Origin of the sequence: Herbiconiux gentiana, assembly GCF_024978135.1 — a bacterium.
Lineage (GTDB): Bacteria > Actinomycetota > Actinomycetes > Actinomycetales > Microbacteriaceae > Herbiconiux > Herbiconiux gentiana.
In genome coordinates this window covers 1-15,873 of record NZ_JANTEZ010000004.1, presented here as the reverse complement: position 1 = coordinate 15,873, position 15,873 = coordinate 1, and the positions used below count along the sequence as shown (strand labels likewise).

Sequence of the window (15,873 nt, the reverse complement as noted above, 5' to 3'; positions counted from 1 at the left end):
TCGTGCCGAGTCCCCGGCCCACCCGCTCCCTGCCGCGCCTCACCGTGCGCGGCTGGGGCTTCGTCGCGGCCGGCGTCGCGACCCTGGTGCTCACGCAGCTGCTCCGGCGCCAGGAGCTCGCCTACCTCGCCTGCTTCCTGCTCGCGGTGCCCCTCTTCTCGTTCGCCTGGGTGGCGCTGCGGCGAATCGCCATCACCGTTCGCCGACGCTTCACACCCGAGACGGGCACCGTCGGGCAGGCCGTCACCGTGTCGATGTTCCTGCAGAACTGGGGCGGCCTCCGCACCCCGGCGGCCGCGTGGCGCGAGCGCACCTCGCCGCCGCTCGAGTCCGCGCCCCCCGCGCTGTTCCCGCCGCTCGAGCGCTACTCCTCCTCGACCCTCGACGAGCCGCCCGTGCAGCGCCTCGACTACCCGCTCGACACCAGCCGGCGGGGCGAGCATCCGATCGGCCCGCTCGAGCTCACCCTCACCGACCCCTTCGGCTGCGCCACGAGACGGCTCGGCTTCGGCGGCACCGACACCGTGCTGATCACCCCGACGGTCTACGAGCTCGCCCGCGTCGACCTCAGGCTGTCGACCGGAGACGGCGCCGAGCAGGTCTCGCGCCGCCTCGTGGGGGCGGGGGAGCAGGACGTCATCGCCCGCAAGTACCTGCCGGGCGACTCCATGCGGCGCGTGCACTGGCCGGCCACGGCGAAGCACGGCGAGCTCATGGTCCGGCAGGACGACCAGCGCAACGACCAGGACGCGGTGATCCTGCTCGACGCCCACTCGTTCCTTCCGGGAGACGACTTCGAATGGGCGGTCAGCACCATGGCCTCGATCGCGGTGCATCTGATGAACGAGGGCTTCGGCGTGCGGCTCGTCGGTCACGGCGGGGGTGACGGGGCCGAGGTGCTCGTCGCGCCGTTCGGCGCCTCCCGGGCGGTGCGCGAGCTCGCCCGCACCGGCCCCGATGCGGTGCACCACGCGAGCGACTTCCGAGCCGCGGTCGACGAGGCCGCGCTGACGTCTCCCGACGCCCCGCCGGTGTTCGCCATCGTGTCGAACGCTCGGGGGGCGGCCGACCGCATCCGGGGTCTCGCGGGCATGTCGTCGCACGCGGTCGTGTTCGTGGTGGGCGAGACGGATGCTCGGGCCGCCGTCGGGCCCTCCGCCGAGCTGCGCTCGGCGGGCTGGACCGTGGTCGACTGCTCGCCCGACGAGAGCCTGCCGGTGCTGTGGCGGTCGCTCGGTGAGGCGCGGGGGCTCGCATGAGCACGCTGCTGCGCCCTCCGGCCGCGCCGGTGCCCTCCGGCGGGACGCCGCGCGATCGGGCGCGCCCCGACGAGGCGGTCGACGGCGGTCGCGGCGGGCGGCCGACGAGTGAGCGCGGGCGAGCATCCGCCGCCCGTCGACGGGAGCGCCGGGGAACGTGGAAGACGACCCTCGCCGTCGGCCTGACCATGGGCTTCGCCCTGTTCAGCCTGTCGCCGCTCCTGCAGGGCATCGGCTGGTGGTTCGCCACCATGGCGATGGTCGGGGTGCTGCTCGGCGTCTCGGCGCTGCTGCGGGCCCGGGGGGTGCCCGAGGTCGTGGTGGTCGGGGCGGCGGTGCTGCTCTGGGTGGCGATCGTCGTGGTGCTCTACGCCCCCGGCACGACCTGGTTCGTGCTGCCGACGCTCGACACCGTCGCCGACCTCTCGGCCGACCTCGCCGCCGCGCGCGAGTCGATCGCGGTGCAGGAGGTGCCCGCCGTCGCCGTACCCGAGCTCACGCAGCTGCTGGTGATGTCGATCGGCCTGATCGCCCTCGTCAGCGACGAGCTGGCCGCGGGGCTCCGCGTGCCGGCGCTGAGCGGAACCGGGCCGCTCGCGGTGCTGACGATCGCACCGCTCGTGCGGCGTGACGAGCCGCAGGTGCTCGTCTACCTGCTCACGGGCCTCGCGTTCCTGCTGGTGCTGTGGACGGGGGCGCGCATCGGGGACGGCCGCAGCGGGTCCGGCCGCATAGGGGCTGGCGCCGTCGGGGCGGGCCCCCACAGCGTGTCGGGGTCTCGCGGTGGGCCGACCCCGAGCATCCGGCCCGCCGCCGGAGGGCGGAACCCCCTGCTCGCCCTGGGGCTCGCCGTCGCGGCCGTCGCGGCGATGGTCGTGCTGCCCACCGTCACGCCCGGACTCACCGCCGCCGACCTCACCGAGCAGGGCGACGGCACTCCGTTCGCCTCGACCTACGCCACCGGAGTCGACCCCACGATCCAGCTCGGCCGCGACCTGCGGCGCAGCGACCCGGTGCTCTCGCTCACCTACTCCACCTCGGCCGAGGAGGGGCTCTACCTCAAGATGGTGAACCTCAGCGACTTCTCGGGTGGCACCTGGGAGCCCGAGGCGCCCTACGACGGCGTGGAGTACCAGGGCCAGCAGTTCGGCACCCCGCCCGGGCTCGCGGCCGACGTGCCGGTCACCGACGTGACCACCACCGTCTCGATCGCCGGCCTCCGCAGCGACTGGCTGCCCCTGCCCTACCCGAGCCAGCGGGTCGATTCGCTGAGCGGCAACTGGCTGATCACGCCGAACACCTTCACCATCACCGACCTGCAGGGCGACACCCGCGGCATCAACTACGAGGCGACGAGCCTCGCGGTCGCGCCCACCGCCGAGCAGCTCGCCGCCGCCGGCGCCACCGTGCCCGACGACCTCGCCGGCTACCTCCAGCTGCCGGCCGACCTGCCCCCGGTGATCGCGCAGGAGGCGTCGACCGTCACGGCGGGAGCCGCCACGAACTACGATCGAGCGGTCGCGCTGCAGGAGTTCTTCCGCTCGGGGCAGTTCCGCTACTCGCTCGCCGCTCCGGCCTCGAACGGCTACGACGGCAGCAACGCCGAGATGATCGCCGCCTTCCTCGAGAAGAAGGAGGGCTACTGCGTGCACTTCTCGGCCGCCATGGCCGTCATGGCGCGCACACTCGGCATCCCGTCGCGCGTCGCCGTGGGCTACGCGCCCGGTCAGACGGCCGACAGCACCGCCGACGGCCGCCCCGTCTACGAGGTCTACACCGACCAGCTGCACGCCTGGCCCGAGCTGTACTTCGAGGGCATCGGCTGGCTGCCGTTCGAGCCGACGCCCGGCCTGGACATCACGCCTCCCGACTACAGCCTGCCCGACTACGCCCAGCAGTCCACCACCGACTCCGCCGCTCCGGCGCCGAGCTCCACCTCGACGGCCACGAACTCCGCGGGGCCCGAGCGCGGCGACGTCGGGGCCACCCAGTCGGCCGAGCAGCAGGTGCTGGCGCAGGTGCGGGGCTGGTCGATCTTCGCCGGAGTGCTCGTGGCCGTGGGGCTGATCGTGCTGGCGCCTTACGCTGCCCGTCGCCTCGTACGGCGGGGGCGCATCCGTCGACTGGCCACCGACCCGCAGCCGGGCACGCTCGCCTGGCTCGAGCTCGAGGACACCCTCGACGACCACCGCCTTCAGCGCTCGCACGGCGACACGCTGGCCGATGTCGAGCAGCGGCTGACCGCCGAGAACATGGTGCCCGTCGATGCCCTCGTGCGCCTGCGGCTCGCCGCCGAGTACGAGCAGTACGCGCCTCCCGGCACGGCCGGAGACGAGACGCGCGCTCGGATCGCCCGTGACCTCGTGGCCGTGATCAGCGGGCTCGACGCCCAGGCGCAGCCCCGCGATCGCGCGCTCGCCCGCTATCTGCCCGTGTCACTGTGGCGACGTCGCCGGGCGGCGGCCTCGACGGGGGCGCTCGTTCCGTAGCGGTGCCTGCAGCGCCTCGAGGCCGCCGGGCAGCCGCTCGAGGTCGTCGAGCCAGGCGAGCGCGGCCTCGGCGAGGCGGCGGCGGGCGAGGTCGCCGGGGGACTGGGGCGCAGTGGCCCCGGCTGCCTCCCGTTGCCAGGCCACGCGGTAGCCCTCGACGAGCGCACGGGCGCCGGGGTGCCCGAGGCTGGTGCTGAGCAGCACCTTGAAGGTGGTGTCACCCCAGGGGTCGGCGCCGTCGATCGCAGCGTCGGCCAGCCAGGTCTCGGCGGCGGCGGTGCCGTCGTCGGTGAGGCCGTAGAGCGGCAGTCCGTCGTCGGTGGCTCCGGATGCCCGCACGAGCCCCGCGCCGACGAGACGGTCGAGCGTGGAGTAGATCTGCCCGACGTTCACTCGGCCCACCCGTTCGGTGCGCTCCTCGAGCTCGCCGTGCAGCTGCAGGCCATAGGCGTCGGTCGCCGTCAGCACGGCGAGGATGCCCGACCTGATCGACATGACGCTCCTCCCGCGGAATTGTTCACTGCGTAGACAATGCCGAGTCTAGGCTGGGAGGTTCACGAACCGCGGATGACACGGTTGTTATTCGGGGATCGGCACTGGCACAATGAGAGCACAAACGAACAGCACCGCCAGAACTCCGTTCACAGGCCGTTGGGGAAGACGTCCCTCACGAACGGAGAAGAAAATGGCGGCGAACGGTGCTCGCGGAGTGGTCTACGTCCACTCCGCTCCCCGCGCGCTCTGCCCCCACATCGAGTGGGCCGCAGGTCGCGCTGTCGGTCGTGCGGTGAACTTCGACTGGATCGAGCAGCCCGTGCTGCGCGGAACCCAACGTGCCGACTTCTACTGGGAGGGTGAGCCCGGAACGGGTGCCGCCATCGCCTCCGCCCTGCGCGGCTGGGAGCACCTGCGCTACGAGGTCACCGAGGAGCCCAGCGAGGGCACCGACGGCGGCCGGTGGATGCACACGCCCGACCTCGGCGTCTTCTACGCGCAGGTCGACAGCGCGGGCAACACCGTCATCCCCGAAGACCGCATCCGCAGCGCCATGGAGTCGGCGGGCACCAATGCGCTCGAGCTGCACCGCGAGCTGCGTCTCGCCCTGGGCCAGGCGTGGGACGACGAGCTCGAGCCCTTCCGCTACGCCAGCGACATGTCGCCCGTGGTCTGGCTCCACCGCTCCTTCGGCTGACCCCCGCGGCGGATCGAGTTGCCCCGATCCGCCCTAAAATGGCAGTTTCAGGGCGGATAGAGGCAACTCGATGAGGCCTGGTGGGCGTCAGGCCGTCTTGAAGGCGATGACGGCGTTGTGGCCGCCGAAGCCGAAGGAGTTGCTGATCGCCACGAGGTCGCCCGCGGGCAGGGCGCGGGGCTCGCGCACCACGTCGAGCGGGATGGCCGGGTCGGCCTCGGTGAGGTTGATCGTCGGCGGCGCGGTGCGCTCGTGCAGCGCCAGCACCGTGAAGATGGCCTCGATGCCGCCGGCGCCACCGAGCAGGTGACCCGTCGACGCCTTCGTGGCCGACACCGGGATGCCCGCCAGACGCTCACCGAACACGTGCTCCATCGCCTTGTACTCCGCGATGTCGCCGACCGGCGTCGAGGTGGCGTGCGCGTTGATGTGCGCGACGTCGTCGAGCGAGTAGCCGGCGTTCGAGATCGCCGCGATCATGGCGCGGGCCGCCGCCGAGCCCTCGGGGTCGGGAGCGGTGATGTGATACGCGTCGCTCGTGACCGCACCGCCGAGCAGCTCGGCGTAGATGCGGGCGCCGCGGGCGAGCGCGTGCTCCTCGGTCTCGAGCACGAGGGCGGCGCCGCCCTCGCCCAGCACGAAGCCGTCGCGGGTGAGGTCGTAGGGGCGCGAGGCCGTCGCGGGGTCGTCGTTGCGCTTCGAGAGCGCCTGCATCGACGCGAACGAGGCGATCGGCAGCGGGTGGATGGCCGCCTCCGACCCGCCCGCGATGATGATGTCGGCGAGTCCGGCCTGCAGGTGGTCGTAGGCGTTCGCGATCGACTCGGTGCTCGAGGCGCAGGCGGAGACGACGGTGCGCGCACCGGCGCGGGCGCCGAGCGACATCTCGATCGCCGCGGCGGGGCCGTTCGGCATGAGCATCGGAACGGTCATCGGGAGCACGCGACGCGGGCCCTTCTCGCGCAGGGTGTCCCAGGCGTCGAGCAGCGTCCAGACGCCGCCGATGCCGGTGGCCCAGTCGACGCCGAAGCGCTCGGGCACGACCTCGGGGGAGCCGGCGTCGGCCCAGGCCTCACGCGCGGCGATGAGCGCGAACTGGCTGCCCGGGTCGAGGCGCTTGGTCTCGATGCGCTCCAGCACGTCGGCGGCGGGAACGCGAGCCTGAGCGGCGAAGGTCACGGGCAGCTGGTTCTCGGCCACCCAGCTCTGCTCGAGGGTCGACGCACCGGACTGGCCGGCGAGGAGGTTCTGCCACGACTCGCGGGCGGTTCCGCCGAGGGGCGAGGTCGTGCCGATTCCGGTGACGACGATCTTCTTCGTGCTCATGGTGAAACTTTCTATGGGTGGTCAGTCCAGGACGGGTGGTGATGCAGGCGCGGAGTGCGGCCGGCAGGATCGAGCATCACGCCGACGATCCTGCCGACCAGCCGCGGGGGTCTCAGCCCTGGGCTGCGACGATGAAGCTGACGGCGTCGCCGACGGTCTTCAGGTTCTTGACCTCTTCGTCGGGGATCTTCACGTCGAACTTCTCCTCGGCGTTCACGACGATGGTCATCATCGAGATGGAGTCGATGTCGAGGTCGTCGGTGAAGGACTTGTCCAGCTCGACGGTGTCGGTGGCGATGCCGGTCTCGTCGTTGATCAGCTCGGCCAGGCCGGCCAGGACTTCTTCGGTGGACAATGCCATGTTTGTTCTCCTTGAGGGTGTGATTTTGACCGAGTCTCAGTGTAGTCGGGCGCCGGACTACGGCAGCACGACCACCTGGGCGCCGAAGACCAGACCGGCGCCGAAGCCGATCTGCAGCGCCAGCCCGCCCGAGAGCCCGGGCTGCTCCTCGAGCAGCCGGTGGGTCGCGAGCGGGATCGAGGCGGCCGAGGTGTTGCCGGTGGTCGCGATGTCACGGCCGATGGCGACCGTCTCGGGCAGCTTCAGCTGCTTGGCGAACTCGTCGATGATGCGCATGTTCGCCTGGTGCGGGATGAACGCGGCCAGGTCGTCGACCGTGATGCCGGCGGCCTCGATGGCCTGGTTCGCGACCTTGACCATCTCCCAGACGGCCCAGCGGAAGACCGCCTGGCCGTTCTGCCGCAGCGTCGGCCACTCCGACTCCTGGTCGCGGAAGCCGATGTTGGTTCCGGTCATGTAGATCTCGTCCCGCTTCGTGGCGTCGGAGCCCCAGATGGTGGGGCCGATGCCGACGGAGTCGCTCGGGCCGATGATCGCGGCTCCCGCGCCGTCGCCGAGGAGGAAGGAGATCGAGCGGTCGGTCGGGTCGACGAACTCCGAGAGCTTCTCGGCGCCGATCACGAGCACGTACTCGGCGAGCCCTGCCCGGATCAGCGAGTCGGCCTGGCCGATGCCGTAGGCGTACCCGGCGCACGCGGCGCTGATGTCGTAGGCGGCCGCGTGCGGCGCGCCGATCCGCTCGGCCACCTGGGTGGCGAGCGACGGCGTGATCACCGGGTTCGAGATGGTCGAGACGAGGATGGCGCCGATCTGCGAGGGGGCGATGCCCGCGCCCTCGATCGCCTCGAGCGAGGCGCTCTGGGCGAGGTCGACGGCGAGCACGTCGTGCGAGGCGCGCTTGCGCTCGATGATGCCGGTGCGCTGGCGGATCCACTCGTCGGAGGAGTCGATCGGGCCGACGAGGTCGTCGTTCGGCACCGAGAGATCGCCCCGGGCGGCGCCGATCGCGTAGATGCGGGTGAACTGCGGTCCGGTGGACTGCTTCAGGGTGGGCGTGGTCATTCGGGTTCGCGCTGCCTTTCCGGAGGTGGTGCGGTCGCTCAGGCGGCCTGGTCGATGAGCTCGATGGCCTGCGGCAGGTCGTCGGGGGTCTTCACGGCGACCGCGGGTACGCCCTTGAGCCCGCGCTTCGCCAGTCCGGTGAGGGCTCCGGCGGGGGAGACCTCGATCAGTCCCGTGACGCCGGCGGCGGCGAAGGACTCCATGCAGAGGTCCCAGCGCACCGGCGAGGAGACCTGGCCGACGAGCAGCTCGACGAAGCGCGGGCCGCTCGTGACGAGCGAACCGTCGTTGTTCGTCCAGATCGGCAGCGTCGGATCGGCCGGCGCGAGTGTCGCGGCGACGGCGGCGAGCCGCTCGACCGCCGGGGCCATGTAGCGGGTGTGGAAGGCCCCCGCGACCTGGAGCGGGATGACCCGCACCCCGCGCGGCGCCCGCTCCGTCAGCACCGCCAGCGCCTCGGGCTCGCCGGCCACGACGATCTGACCGCCGCCGTTGTAGTTCGCGGGGATGACGCCGACCTCGTCGAAGAGCTCGAGCAGCGCGGCCTGGTCGCCACCCACCACGGCGCTCATGCCGGTGGTGGTGAGGGAGGCCGCGTCGGCCATGGCACGGCCGCGCTCGCCCACGAAGCGCATCGCGTCGGTCTCGCTCAGGATGCCCGCCCCCGCCGCTGCCGTGATCTCGCCCACGGAGTGGCCGGCGATGCCGCCCACCCGCTCGCGGCGGCCGTCGGCGAACAGGGTGCGCAGCGTCAGCAGCCCCGCCGCCACGATCAGCGGCTGCGCCACCGCGGTGTCGCGGATGGTGTCGGCGTCGCTCAGGGTGCCGTGCGTCACGAGGTCGGAGCCCGCGGCGGCGCCGAGCTCGGAGAGCGTGTCACGGAAGGAGGACTCGGAGATCCACGGTTCGAGGAAGCCGGGGGTCTGGGACCCCTGGCCGGGGCACACGACGACGATCATTGCTTCAGTCTTCCAGGTGTTCGGTCGGAGCCCGTGTCGACCAGCGCCAACACACTCCGAGATCCATTGTCGAAGGTATACAGAACACCGGCGGCTCAGCGCCGGTGCCCCGGCGAGTCGTGGTCGTTCATCGAGCCCAGGATGAGCGCCGACTGCAGGATGAGGGCCTCCCGGGCGCCGGTGGCGTCCCAGCCGATCACCTGGGTGACCCGCTTCAGGCGGTAGCGCACGGTGTTCGGGTGCACGAACAGCTCGCGCGCCGTCGCCTCGAGCGACCGGCCGTTGTCGAGATAGCACCACAGGGTGGCCATGAGCTCCGGTGACTGGTCTTGCAACGGCCGGTAGACGCGGTTGACCAGGGTCGAGCGGGCGAGTGGATCGCCGGCGAGAGCCCGCTCGGGCAGCAGGTCGTCGGCGAGCATCGGGCGAGGGGCGTTCCGCCAGGCGCGGGCGACCGCGAAGCCGGCGAGGGCCGCCTTGGCGCTGCGCGAGGCGTCGACCACGCTCGGCACCTCGTGCCCGAGCACGAGGTGGCCCGGTCCGAAGCCCGGCTCGAGCTGCGTGGCGATGTCGAGGAAGGAGAGCACCGGTTCGGCCGGGGCGGTGTCGCTCGCGGAGTCGGCGGACTGCGCATCCGGGACCTGCTCGGAGGAGGAGGCCGGCTGGGCGCGCCCGATGACGAGCACGAGGCGGCCGCCCTGCACACCGATCAGGAGGTCGGCGTTCAGGTGCCGGGCCGTGCGGCGCAGCTGGTCGACGTCGAGCTGGCGCGGCGTCGTGCCGACCAGCACGCTGACCTCGCCGTGCCCGTGCCAGCCGAGGGCCGCGATGCGGGAGGGCAGCTCGTCGTCGTACTCGCCGCTCAGGATGCTGTCGACGACCAGGGCCTCGAGCCGGGCGTCCCAGAGACCGCGGGCCTCGGCTGCCCGCGCGTAGACGTCGGCGGCGGCGAAGGCGATTTCGCGCGAGTAGAGCAGGATCGCCTCGCGGAGGGAGGCGTCGGTGCCGGTGACCCGCTCCTCGACGACCTCGACGACCACCCGGATGAGCTGGAGCGTCTGCTGCAGGCTCACCGAGCGGAGGAGCTCACGCGGTGCGGAGCCGAAGACGTCGGCGGCGATCCAGGTGGTGGTCGTCGGGTCGTCGTACCACTGGATGAACGACTTGATGCCCTGCTGGGCCACGAGCCCGACGGCCGAACGCCGCCCCGGTGGCATGTCGCCGTACCAGGGCAGCGTGGCGTCGAGCTTCTTGATCGTCGCGGTCGAGAGCTCGCCCGAGATGGTGCGCAGCCACGCGAGTGTCTGCTCCTTGGTCTTAGGCATCGGCACCCTCGACCGCGATCGATCCTCTGATCATCTGCTGCGGGTCAGCTCTCGCCACCCGCCGAGCCGGAGGTGCCGGCCGTGACGTCGTAGAGACGGTACTTCTCGATCGCCCACGACGGAGCGTTCTGGTCGACCTCGCCGCGGGCCGCGAGCTGCTCGAGCACGCGCACCACGACCGAGGGGCCGTCGATCTTGAAGAAGCGACGGGCCGCCGGACGCGTGTCGGAGAAGCCGAAGTCGTCGGCGCCGAGCGTGGCGTACTCACCGGGCACGAACTGACGGATCTGGTCGGGCACCGCGTGCATGTAGTCGCTGACGGCCACGAACGGACCCTGCGCATCCTGCAGCTTGGTGGTGACGTAGGCCGTCTGGCGCTCGTCGTTCGGGTAAAGGAAGTTGTGCGACTCGGCCCGCAGACCGTCGCGGCGCAACTCGCCCCAGGACGTGACCGACCAGACGTCGGCCGACACCCCCCAGTCGTTCGCGAGCAGCTCCTGCGCCTCGAGCGCCCACGGCACCGCCACGCCGGAGGAGAGGATCTGGGCCTTGGGGCCCTCGATCCAGCCCGACTTGAGGCGGTAGATGCCGCGCACGACACCGTCGACGTCGAGACCCTCGGGCTCGGCCGGCTGCACGTGCGGCTCGTTGTAGACCGTCAGGTAGTACATGACGTTCGGGTCGTCGTGCTGCCCGCCGTACATGCGCTCGAGACCGGCCCGCACGATGTGGTTGAGCTCGTAGCCGTAGGCCGGGTCGTAGCTCACCACCGCGGGGTTGGTCGACGCGAGCAGCGGCGAGTGGCCGTCGGCGTGCTGCAGGCCCTCACCCGTGAGGGTGGTGCGGCCGGCGGTGGCGCCGATCACGAAGCCGCGCGCCATCTGGTCGCCCGCCGCCCACAGGGCGTCGCCCGTGCGCTGGAAGCCGAACATCGAGTAGAACACGTAGATCGGGATGAGCGGCTCGCCCTGGGTCGAGTAGCTCGTGCCGATCGCGGTGAACGCCGCCATGGCGCCGGCCTCGTTGATGCCGACGTGGATGATCTGACCCTGGGGGCTCTCCTTGTAGGCCAGGAGGAGCTCCCGGTCGACGGAGGTGTAGGTCTGGCCCTTGGGGTTGTAGATCTTGTTCGACGGGAAGAACGCGTCCATGCCGAAGGTGCGGGCCTCGTCGGGGATGATCGGCACCACGCGGTTGCCGAAGTCCTTCGAGCGGGTCAGGTCCTTCAGCAGGCGCACGAACGCCATCGTCGTGGCGATCTCCTGGTTGCCCGAGCCCTTCTTCAGGGTCTGGTAGCTGGAGTCGTCGGGCAGGTTGACCGGCGTGTACTTCGTGCGACGCTCGGGCAGGTAGCCGCCGAGCGCGCGCCGGCGCTCGTGCAGGTACTGGATGGCCTCGTCGTCCTCGCCCGGCTTGTAGTACGGGGGCAGGTACGGGTTCTCCTCGAGCTGCGCGTCGGAGATGGGGATGTGCATCTCGTCGCGGAACATCTTGAGGTTGTCGAGGGTCATCTTCTTCATCTGGTGGGTCGCGTTGCGGCCCTCGAACGACGGCCCGAGGCCGTAGCCCTTGATCGTGTGCGCCAGGATGACCGTGGGCTGGCCCTTGTGCTCCGAGGCCGCCTTGAAGGCCGCGTAGACCTTGCGGTAGTCGTGGCCGCCGCGCTTGAGGTTCCAGATCTCGTCGTCGGAGTAGCCCTCGACGAGCTTCAGGGCGCGCGGGTCGCGGCCGAAAAAGTTCTCGCGCACGTACGCGCCCGACTCGGCCTTGTAGGTCTGGAAGTCGCCGTCGGGAACCGTGTTCATGAGGTTCAGCAGGGCGCCGTCGGTGTCGCGGGCGAGCAGGTCGTCCCACTCGCGGCCCCAGATCACCTTGATGACGTTCCAGCCGGCACCGCGGAAGAAGCTCTCGAGCTCCTGGATGATCTTCCCGTTGCCGCGCACCGGGCCGTCGAGACGCTGCAGGTTGCAGTTGATCACGAAGTTGAGGTTGTCGAGGCCGTCGTTCGCGGCGACCTGGAGCTGGCCGCGGCTCTCGACCTCGTCCATCTCGCCGTCGCCGAGGAACGCCCAGACCTGCTGGTCGGACGCATCCTTGATGCCGCGGTTGGTGAGGTACTTGTTGGCCTGGGCCTGGTAGATCGCGTTGATCGGGCCGAGGCCCATCGAGACCGTCGGGAACTGCCAGAACTCGGGCATCAGCCGCGGGTGCGGGTAGGAGCTCAGGCCACCGCCGGCGTGCGACTTCTCCTGGCGGAAGCCGTCGAGCTGGTTCTCGTCGAGCCGGCCCTCGAGGTAGGCGCGGGCGTAGGTGCCGGGGGAGGCGTGGCCCTGGATGAAGATCTGGTCTCCGCCGCCCGGGTGGTCCTGGCCGCGGAAGAAGTGGTTGAAGCCCACCTCGTAGAGCGCGGCGCTCGACGCGTAGGTCGAGATGTGGCCGCCGACCGCGATGCCGGGCCGCTGCGCCCGGTGCACGGTCATGGCGGCGTTCCAGCGGATCCACGCCCGGTACTTGCGCTCGAGGGCCTCGTCGCCCGGGAAGGGCGCCTCGTTCTCGGGCGCGATGGTGTTGATGTAGTCGGTCGTCGGAACCATCGGCACACCGAGGTGCAGTTCCTTCGAGCGCTTCAGCAGGCTGAGCATGATGTCGCGTGCTCGGCCGTGGCCGCGCGCCTCGACGAGCGCGTCCAGCGACTCGTTCCACTCGGCGGTCTCTTCGGGATCGGAGTCGATATGCCCCGAGGAGTACGGGTCCTGGTCGTTGACAGTCACCGGCGACCTCTCTTCTGTTGGTTACAGATCTGTTCTCGTCGGGCGCCCTTGCCAGGATGGGGTTCGGAACGCCGAGGACAAGCCTACTGAGTTAAAGCGGTGTTCCTGCGCCCGCTAGGCGAGGCCGTGGCGCTTGGAGTTCATCCGCAAGAGGTCTAACATTGCACGCGCGTTTGCCGAGAGACACCCGGCAGCGGAAAGGCAGCCGATCATGGCTTTGGAGAACGACACCCTCGCTCCCGATTTCGACCTCCCCAACCAGTACGGGGAGCGCATCCGGCTCAGCCAGTTCCAGGGCAAGAAGCCCGTGGCCCTGGTGTTCTTCCCCCTCGCCTTCTCGGGCGTCTGCACGAGCGAGCTGTGCGCGCTGGAGGACAACCTCTCCCTGTTCGACGACGCCGACGTCAAGCTCATCGGCATCTCGGTCGACTCGAAGGCCACCCTGCGCGCCTGGGCCGAGAAGGAGGGGTACGAGTTCGATCTCATCGCCGACTTCTGGCCGCACGGCGACGTGGCGAAAGACTATGGGGTGTTCCTGGACGAGAAGGGCTTCGCCAACCGGGCGACCTTCCTGATCGACACCAACCGCATCATCCGCGCCTCGTTCATCACCGCGCCCGGGGAGCCCCGCTCGATCGCGGCCTATCGCGCCGCGCTCGACGAGCTGCTGCCGGCGCGGGTCTGAATAAGCCCTCACCTTATATTCGACCGATATAAGCGCTAGGCTTATGCCATGGCCTCCGAACGTGCAGCGGTGATCGTCGACATCGTCGATTCGAAGCAGATCGCCGACCGTGCGTCGGCTCAGGGCGCGCTCGAGCGGGCGTTCGCGGGTGTCGACGAGATCGTGCCCGGCATCTCGCCGCTCGAGGCGACCGTCGGCGACGAGTTCCAGGCCGCTTATCCGTCGCTCGGGTCGGCCCTCGAAGCGACCCTCGCCGCCCGACTCGCCCTGCCCGAGGGTCTCGACTGCCGCTTCGGCATCGGCTGGGGCGAGTTGCGCGAGGTCGGCCGCGGCACCCGCGGTGCGGTGCAGGACGGCTCGGCCTGGTGGCACGCCCGGGCGGCGATCGACCAGGCGCACCAGCGCGAGGACTCGCGCACCCCGACCCTTCGCAGCTGGTTCGCCGGCGACGTCGACAGCCGTCTGGAGGCGACCGTGAACGCCTATCTGCTCACGCGCGACCACGTGGTCAGCTCGATGAACCCGCGCGCCCGGCGTCTCGCCTACGGCACCCTGCGCGGTCGCCTGCAGGCCGAGCTGGCCGAGAAGGAGGGCATCTCCCAGGGGGCGGTCTCCCAGGCGCTCCGGCGCTCGGGCGGCATCAACGTGCTCACCGCGACGGCCGCGCTGAGGGCGGCCCTGTGATCCTCGCGGCGGTGCTGCTCGCCCTGATCGGCAGCGCCGACATCGCCCGCTCGGGGTTGGTTCCGGATGCTCGGCGGAGCGCCCGCGTCGGCGTCGCCGTCCTGGTCGCGGCGGCCTGGGCCGTGCTCCTCGGGCTCGCGGCCACCGGCCTCGGCGTGCCGTTGCCCTGGCTGACTCTGCCACTCGGGCTGGCCGTGGGCTGGGTGGTCTCGACCGCGGCCGACGCCGGCGCCCGACCGGCCGGGAGCCCGGCCGTCGCTCCCTCGCGGCACCCTCGGCTGCGCATCCTGCCCGCCGTCGCGGTGCTGGTGGTGCTCGCCGCGTCGGTGTTCTGGAACCCGCTCGACGAGCCCGCGGGCTACCTCGTCGACGGGCTGGCGCAGTCGCCGGTGCGTGTGGTGGCCGGCCTCGGCATCGAGACGGTGGTGCTCGGGGCGGGCATCCTGCTGTTCCTCATCGAGAGCGCGAACATCGTGGTGCGGTCGGCGCTGAGGCCGGCGCTGTTCGACGGGGTGGCTGAGGCTGCTGCGGGGCCGGTCGCCGACAACGGGGCCCAGACTCTCGAGCTGCGCACGTCGTTCCCGTGGCGGACGCGAGTGGTCGTGCGGTCGAGCGAGGGCACTGCGGGCGGTGCGGTGCCGACCGTGGCCGACCTGCGCGGTGGGCGGCTGATCGGGCCGCTCGAGCGGTTGCTGATCGTGGCGCTGTCGCTCGTGGGCGCGCTGCCGATCGTGGCCGGACTGCTCGCCGCGAAGGGCATCGTGCGCTTCCCCGAGATCTCGAACGACAAGGCGGGCGGGTCGAAGGCCGAGTACTTCCTCGTGGGCAGCTTCGTCAGCTGGGCACTCGCGCTGCTCGGGGCCGGAGCGCTCTGGTTATCAGCCCACAGCTGATATCACGCTGATATAAGCTCTCGGCTGATGTTCAGCCGAGCAGGCTGACCCCACGGGCGATGACGAGCGCCAGCAGCACGAAGCCCGCGAAGGCCTCGAGGCCCATCAGCAGCTTGGTGCGGTGGGTCAGCGGCATCGTGTCGGTGGGGCTGAACGCCATGGAGTTCGACAGCGAGAAGTAGAGGTAGTCGACGAAGCCCGGCCGCCAGTTGCTCTTCTGCGACGAGTGCGCGGCGACCTCGTCGATCGCGTCGTGGTCCTCGTCCTGAGGGAAGCGGAAGTCGGCCGGCGGCAGCTCGCTCCGCGGGCGCTGCGTGCGCACCACGGGCCCGCCGCGGTCGAGCTCCCAGAACAGCAGCGCGAAGCCGATCACGTTGGTCAGCCAGACCTCGAGGGCGCCGAGCAACAGGGTCGGGCCGTCCTCGGCGTTCTGCACGAGCATGCTGATCAGCACCACCAGCAGCACCTGGTTCGTCAACCCGATCACCAGGGTCAGCGCGAGCCCGAGCCGCTTCGACACCGCCGTCTCGCGCACCAGCCGGTGCGGGTTGACCACGATCACGGCCATCAGCAGAGCCACGCAGAGCGCGATCACGCCGTAGCGCACGGTGCCGAACAGGTTCGGCGGAAGCAGCGCGTAACAGCTCAGGATGACCAGCACCCCGATCGCGGCGGGCCACCGGTGCTCGGCCTGCGCCCGCTCGGTCGCAGCGCTCTCGCCTCCGTCATCGCTCACGTTCCGCAGTCTAGGCGCGTCCCGGCTCCGTGCCCGCCCTGGCGCGTGCCGGCCGCCACCGCGCCCCCTGGCGCGTGCCGGCCGCCACCGCGCCCGCCTCCGCGCGTGCCGCCCGCCACCGCGCCCGCCTC

At 71.1% G+C, this 15,873-nt stretch carries 14 protein-coding genes; 6 read left to right on the top strand and 8 right to left on the bottom strand.

Features of this window, described 5'->3' with window-relative positions:
- Nucleotides 1–2 precede the first annotated feature (2 nt).
- Both NVV95_RS10455 and NVV95_RS10450 read left to right on the top strand, forming a co-directional pair.
- Nucleotides 3–1,259, top strand: a complete 1,257-nt coding sequence (locus NVV95_RS10455; RefSeq protein ID WP_259486499.1) for a DUF58 domain-containing protein — start codon at nucleotides 3–5, stop codon at nucleotides 1,257–1,259.
- Entirely contained in the window at nucleotides 1,256–3,748 is a 2,493-nt protein-coding gene (locus tag NVV95_RS10450) for a transglutaminase TgpA family protein (RefSeq protein WP_259486498.1), read from the top strand. The genes NVV95_RS10455 and NVV95_RS10450 overlap by 4 nt, the downstream gene beginning before the upstream one ends.
- Here NVV95_RS10450 and NVV95_RS10445 read toward each other — a convergent pair.
- Nucleotides 3,695–4,243 (bottom strand): PadR family transcriptional regulator, encoded by a 549-nt coding sequence (locus tag NVV95_RS10445; protein ID WP_259486497.1) that lies wholly within the window; start codon nucleotides 4,241–4,243, stop codon nucleotides 3,695–3,697. The genes NVV95_RS10450 and NVV95_RS10445 overlap by 54 nt on opposite strands.
- A 190-nt stretch (nucleotides 4,244–4,433) precedes the next feature.
- On the opposite strand from NVV95_RS10445, the gene NVV95_RS10440 reads away from it, so the two are divergent.
- Complete coding sequence (locus tag NVV95_RS10440) at nucleotides 4,434–4,940, top strand: DUF3145 domain-containing protein (protein ID WP_259486496.1); 507 nt, start codon at nucleotides 4,434–4,436, stop codon at nucleotides 4,938–4,940.
- An 87-nt stretch (nucleotides 4,941–5,027) separates the two neighbouring features.
- Here the strand turns inward: NVV95_RS10440 and NVV95_RS10435 are convergent, their stop codons facing one another.
- From NVV95_RS10435 to aceE, 6 genes are all read right to left on the bottom strand, one after another.
- Nucleotides 5,028–6,266 (bottom strand): beta-ketoacyl-[acyl-carrier-protein] synthase family protein, encoded by a 1,239-nt coding sequence (locus tag NVV95_RS10435; protein ID WP_259486495.1) that lies wholly within the window; start codon nucleotides 6,264–6,266, stop codon nucleotides 5,028–5,030.
- Nucleotides 6,267–6,378: 112 nt separating this feature from the next.
- Nucleotides 6,379–6,627 (bottom strand): acyl carrier protein, encoded by a 249-nt coding sequence (locus tag NVV95_RS10430; RefSeq protein WP_173181127.1) that lies wholly within the window; start codon nucleotides 6,625–6,627, stop codon nucleotides 6,379–6,381.
- Nucleotides 6,628–6,684: 57 nt separating this feature from the next.
- The gene (locus tag NVV95_RS10425) at nucleotides 6,685–7,689 is read right to left on the bottom strand and encodes a beta-ketoacyl-ACP synthase III (RefSeq protein WP_259486494.1); all 1,005 of its coding nucleotides are present in this window, start codon (nucleotides 7,687–7,689) and stop codon (nucleotides 6,685–6,687) included.
- Nucleotides 7,690–7,727: 38 nt separating this feature from the next.
- Complete coding sequence (locus NVV95_RS10420) at nucleotides 7,728–8,648, bottom strand: ACP S-malonyltransferase (protein WP_259486493.1); 921 nt, start codon at nucleotides 8,646–8,648, stop codon at nucleotides 7,728–7,730.
- Nucleotides 8,649–8,743: 95 nt separating this feature from the next.
- Complete coding sequence (locus tag NVV95_RS10415) at nucleotides 8,744–9,973, bottom strand: PucR family transcriptional regulator (RefSeq protein ID WP_259486492.1); 1,230 nt, start codon at nucleotides 9,971–9,973, stop codon at nucleotides 8,744–8,746.
- Between the two features lie 44 nt (nucleotides 9,974–10,017).
- Entirely contained in the window at nucleotides 10,018–12,744 is a 2,727-nt protein-coding gene (gene aceE / locus NVV95_RS10410) for a pyruvate dehydrogenase (acetyl-transferring), homodimeric type (RefSeq protein ID WP_259486491.1), read from the bottom strand.
- A gap of 211 nt (nucleotides 12,745–12,955) precedes the next feature.
- On the opposite strand from aceE, the gene NVV95_RS10405 reads away from it, so the two are divergent.
- The 3 genes from NVV95_RS10405 to NVV95_RS10395 are packed head-to-tail and all read left to right on the top strand — an operon-like array spanning nucleotide 12,956 to nucleotide 15,006.
- Entirely contained in the window at nucleotides 12,956–13,429 is a 474-nt protein-coding gene (locus NVV95_RS10405; RefSeq protein ID WP_259486490.1) for a peroxiredoxin, read from the top strand.
- Nucleotides 13,430–13,477: 48 nt separating this feature from the next.
- On the top strand, nucleotides 13,478–14,113 hold the full coding sequence (locus NVV95_RS10400; RefSeq protein ID WP_259486489.1) for a SatD family protein: 636 nt from the start codon (nucleotides 13,478–13,480) through the stop codon (nucleotides 14,111–14,113).
- Nucleotides 14,110–15,006, top strand: a complete 897-nt coding sequence (locus NVV95_RS10395; protein WP_259486488.1) for a hypothetical protein — start codon at nucleotides 14,110–14,112, stop codon at nucleotides 15,004–15,006. The genes NVV95_RS10400 and NVV95_RS10395 overlap by 4 nt, the downstream gene beginning before the upstream one ends.
- 31 nt (nucleotides 15,007–15,037) lie before the next feature.
- On the opposite strand, the gene NVV95_RS10390 is transcribed toward NVV95_RS10395, so the two are convergent.
- On the bottom strand, nucleotides 15,038–15,742 hold the full coding sequence (locus NVV95_RS10390; RefSeq protein ID WP_259486487.1) for a hypothetical protein: 705 nt from the start codon (nucleotides 15,740–15,742) through the stop codon (nucleotides 15,038–15,040).
- Nucleotides 15,743–15,873 lie beyond the last annotated feature (131 nt).

Excerpts from the sequence above, each read along its gene's own strand:
- NVV95_RS10450 (WP_259486498.1), top strand. The coding sequence starts at position 1,256 with ATGAGCACGCTGCTGCGCCCTCCGGCCGCGCCGGTGCCCTCCGGCGGG.
- NVV95_RS10445 (WP_259486497.1), bottom strand. The coding sequence starts at position 4,243 with ATGTCGATCAGGTCGGGCATCCTCGCCGTGCTGACGGCGACCGACGCC.
- NVV95_RS10440 (WP_259486496.1), top strand. The coding sequence starts at position 4,434 with ATGGCGGCGAACGGTGCTCGCGGAGTGGTCTACGTCCACTCCGCTCCC.
- NVV95_RS10435 (WP_259486495.1), bottom strand. The coding sequence starts at position 6,266 with ATGAGCACGAAGAAGATCGTCGTCACCGGAATCGGCACGACCTCGCCC.
- NVV95_RS10430 (WP_173181127.1), bottom strand. The coding sequence starts at position 6,627 with ATGGCATTGTCCACCGAAGAAGTCCTGGCCGGCCTGGCCGAGCTGATC.
- NVV95_RS10425 (WP_259486494.1), bottom strand. The coding sequence starts at position 7,689 with ATGACCACGCCCACCCTGAAGCAGTCCACCGGACCGCAGTTCACCCGC.
- NVV95_RS10420 (WP_259486493.1), bottom strand. The coding sequence starts at position 8,648 with ATGATCGTCGTCGTGTGCCCCGGCCAGGGGTCCCAGACCCCCGGCTTC.
- NVV95_RS10415 (WP_259486492.1), bottom strand. The coding sequence starts at position 9,973 with ATGCCTAAGACCAAGGAGCAGACACTCGCGTGGCTGCGCACCATCTCG.
- NVV95_RS10405 (WP_259486490.1), top strand. The coding sequence starts at position 12,956 with ATGGCTTTGGAGAACGACACCCTCGCTCCCGATTTCGACCTCCCCAAC.
- NVV95_RS10400 (WP_259486489.1), top strand. The coding sequence starts at position 13,478 with ATGGCCTCCGAACGTGCAGCGGTGATCGTCGACATCGTCGATTCGAAG.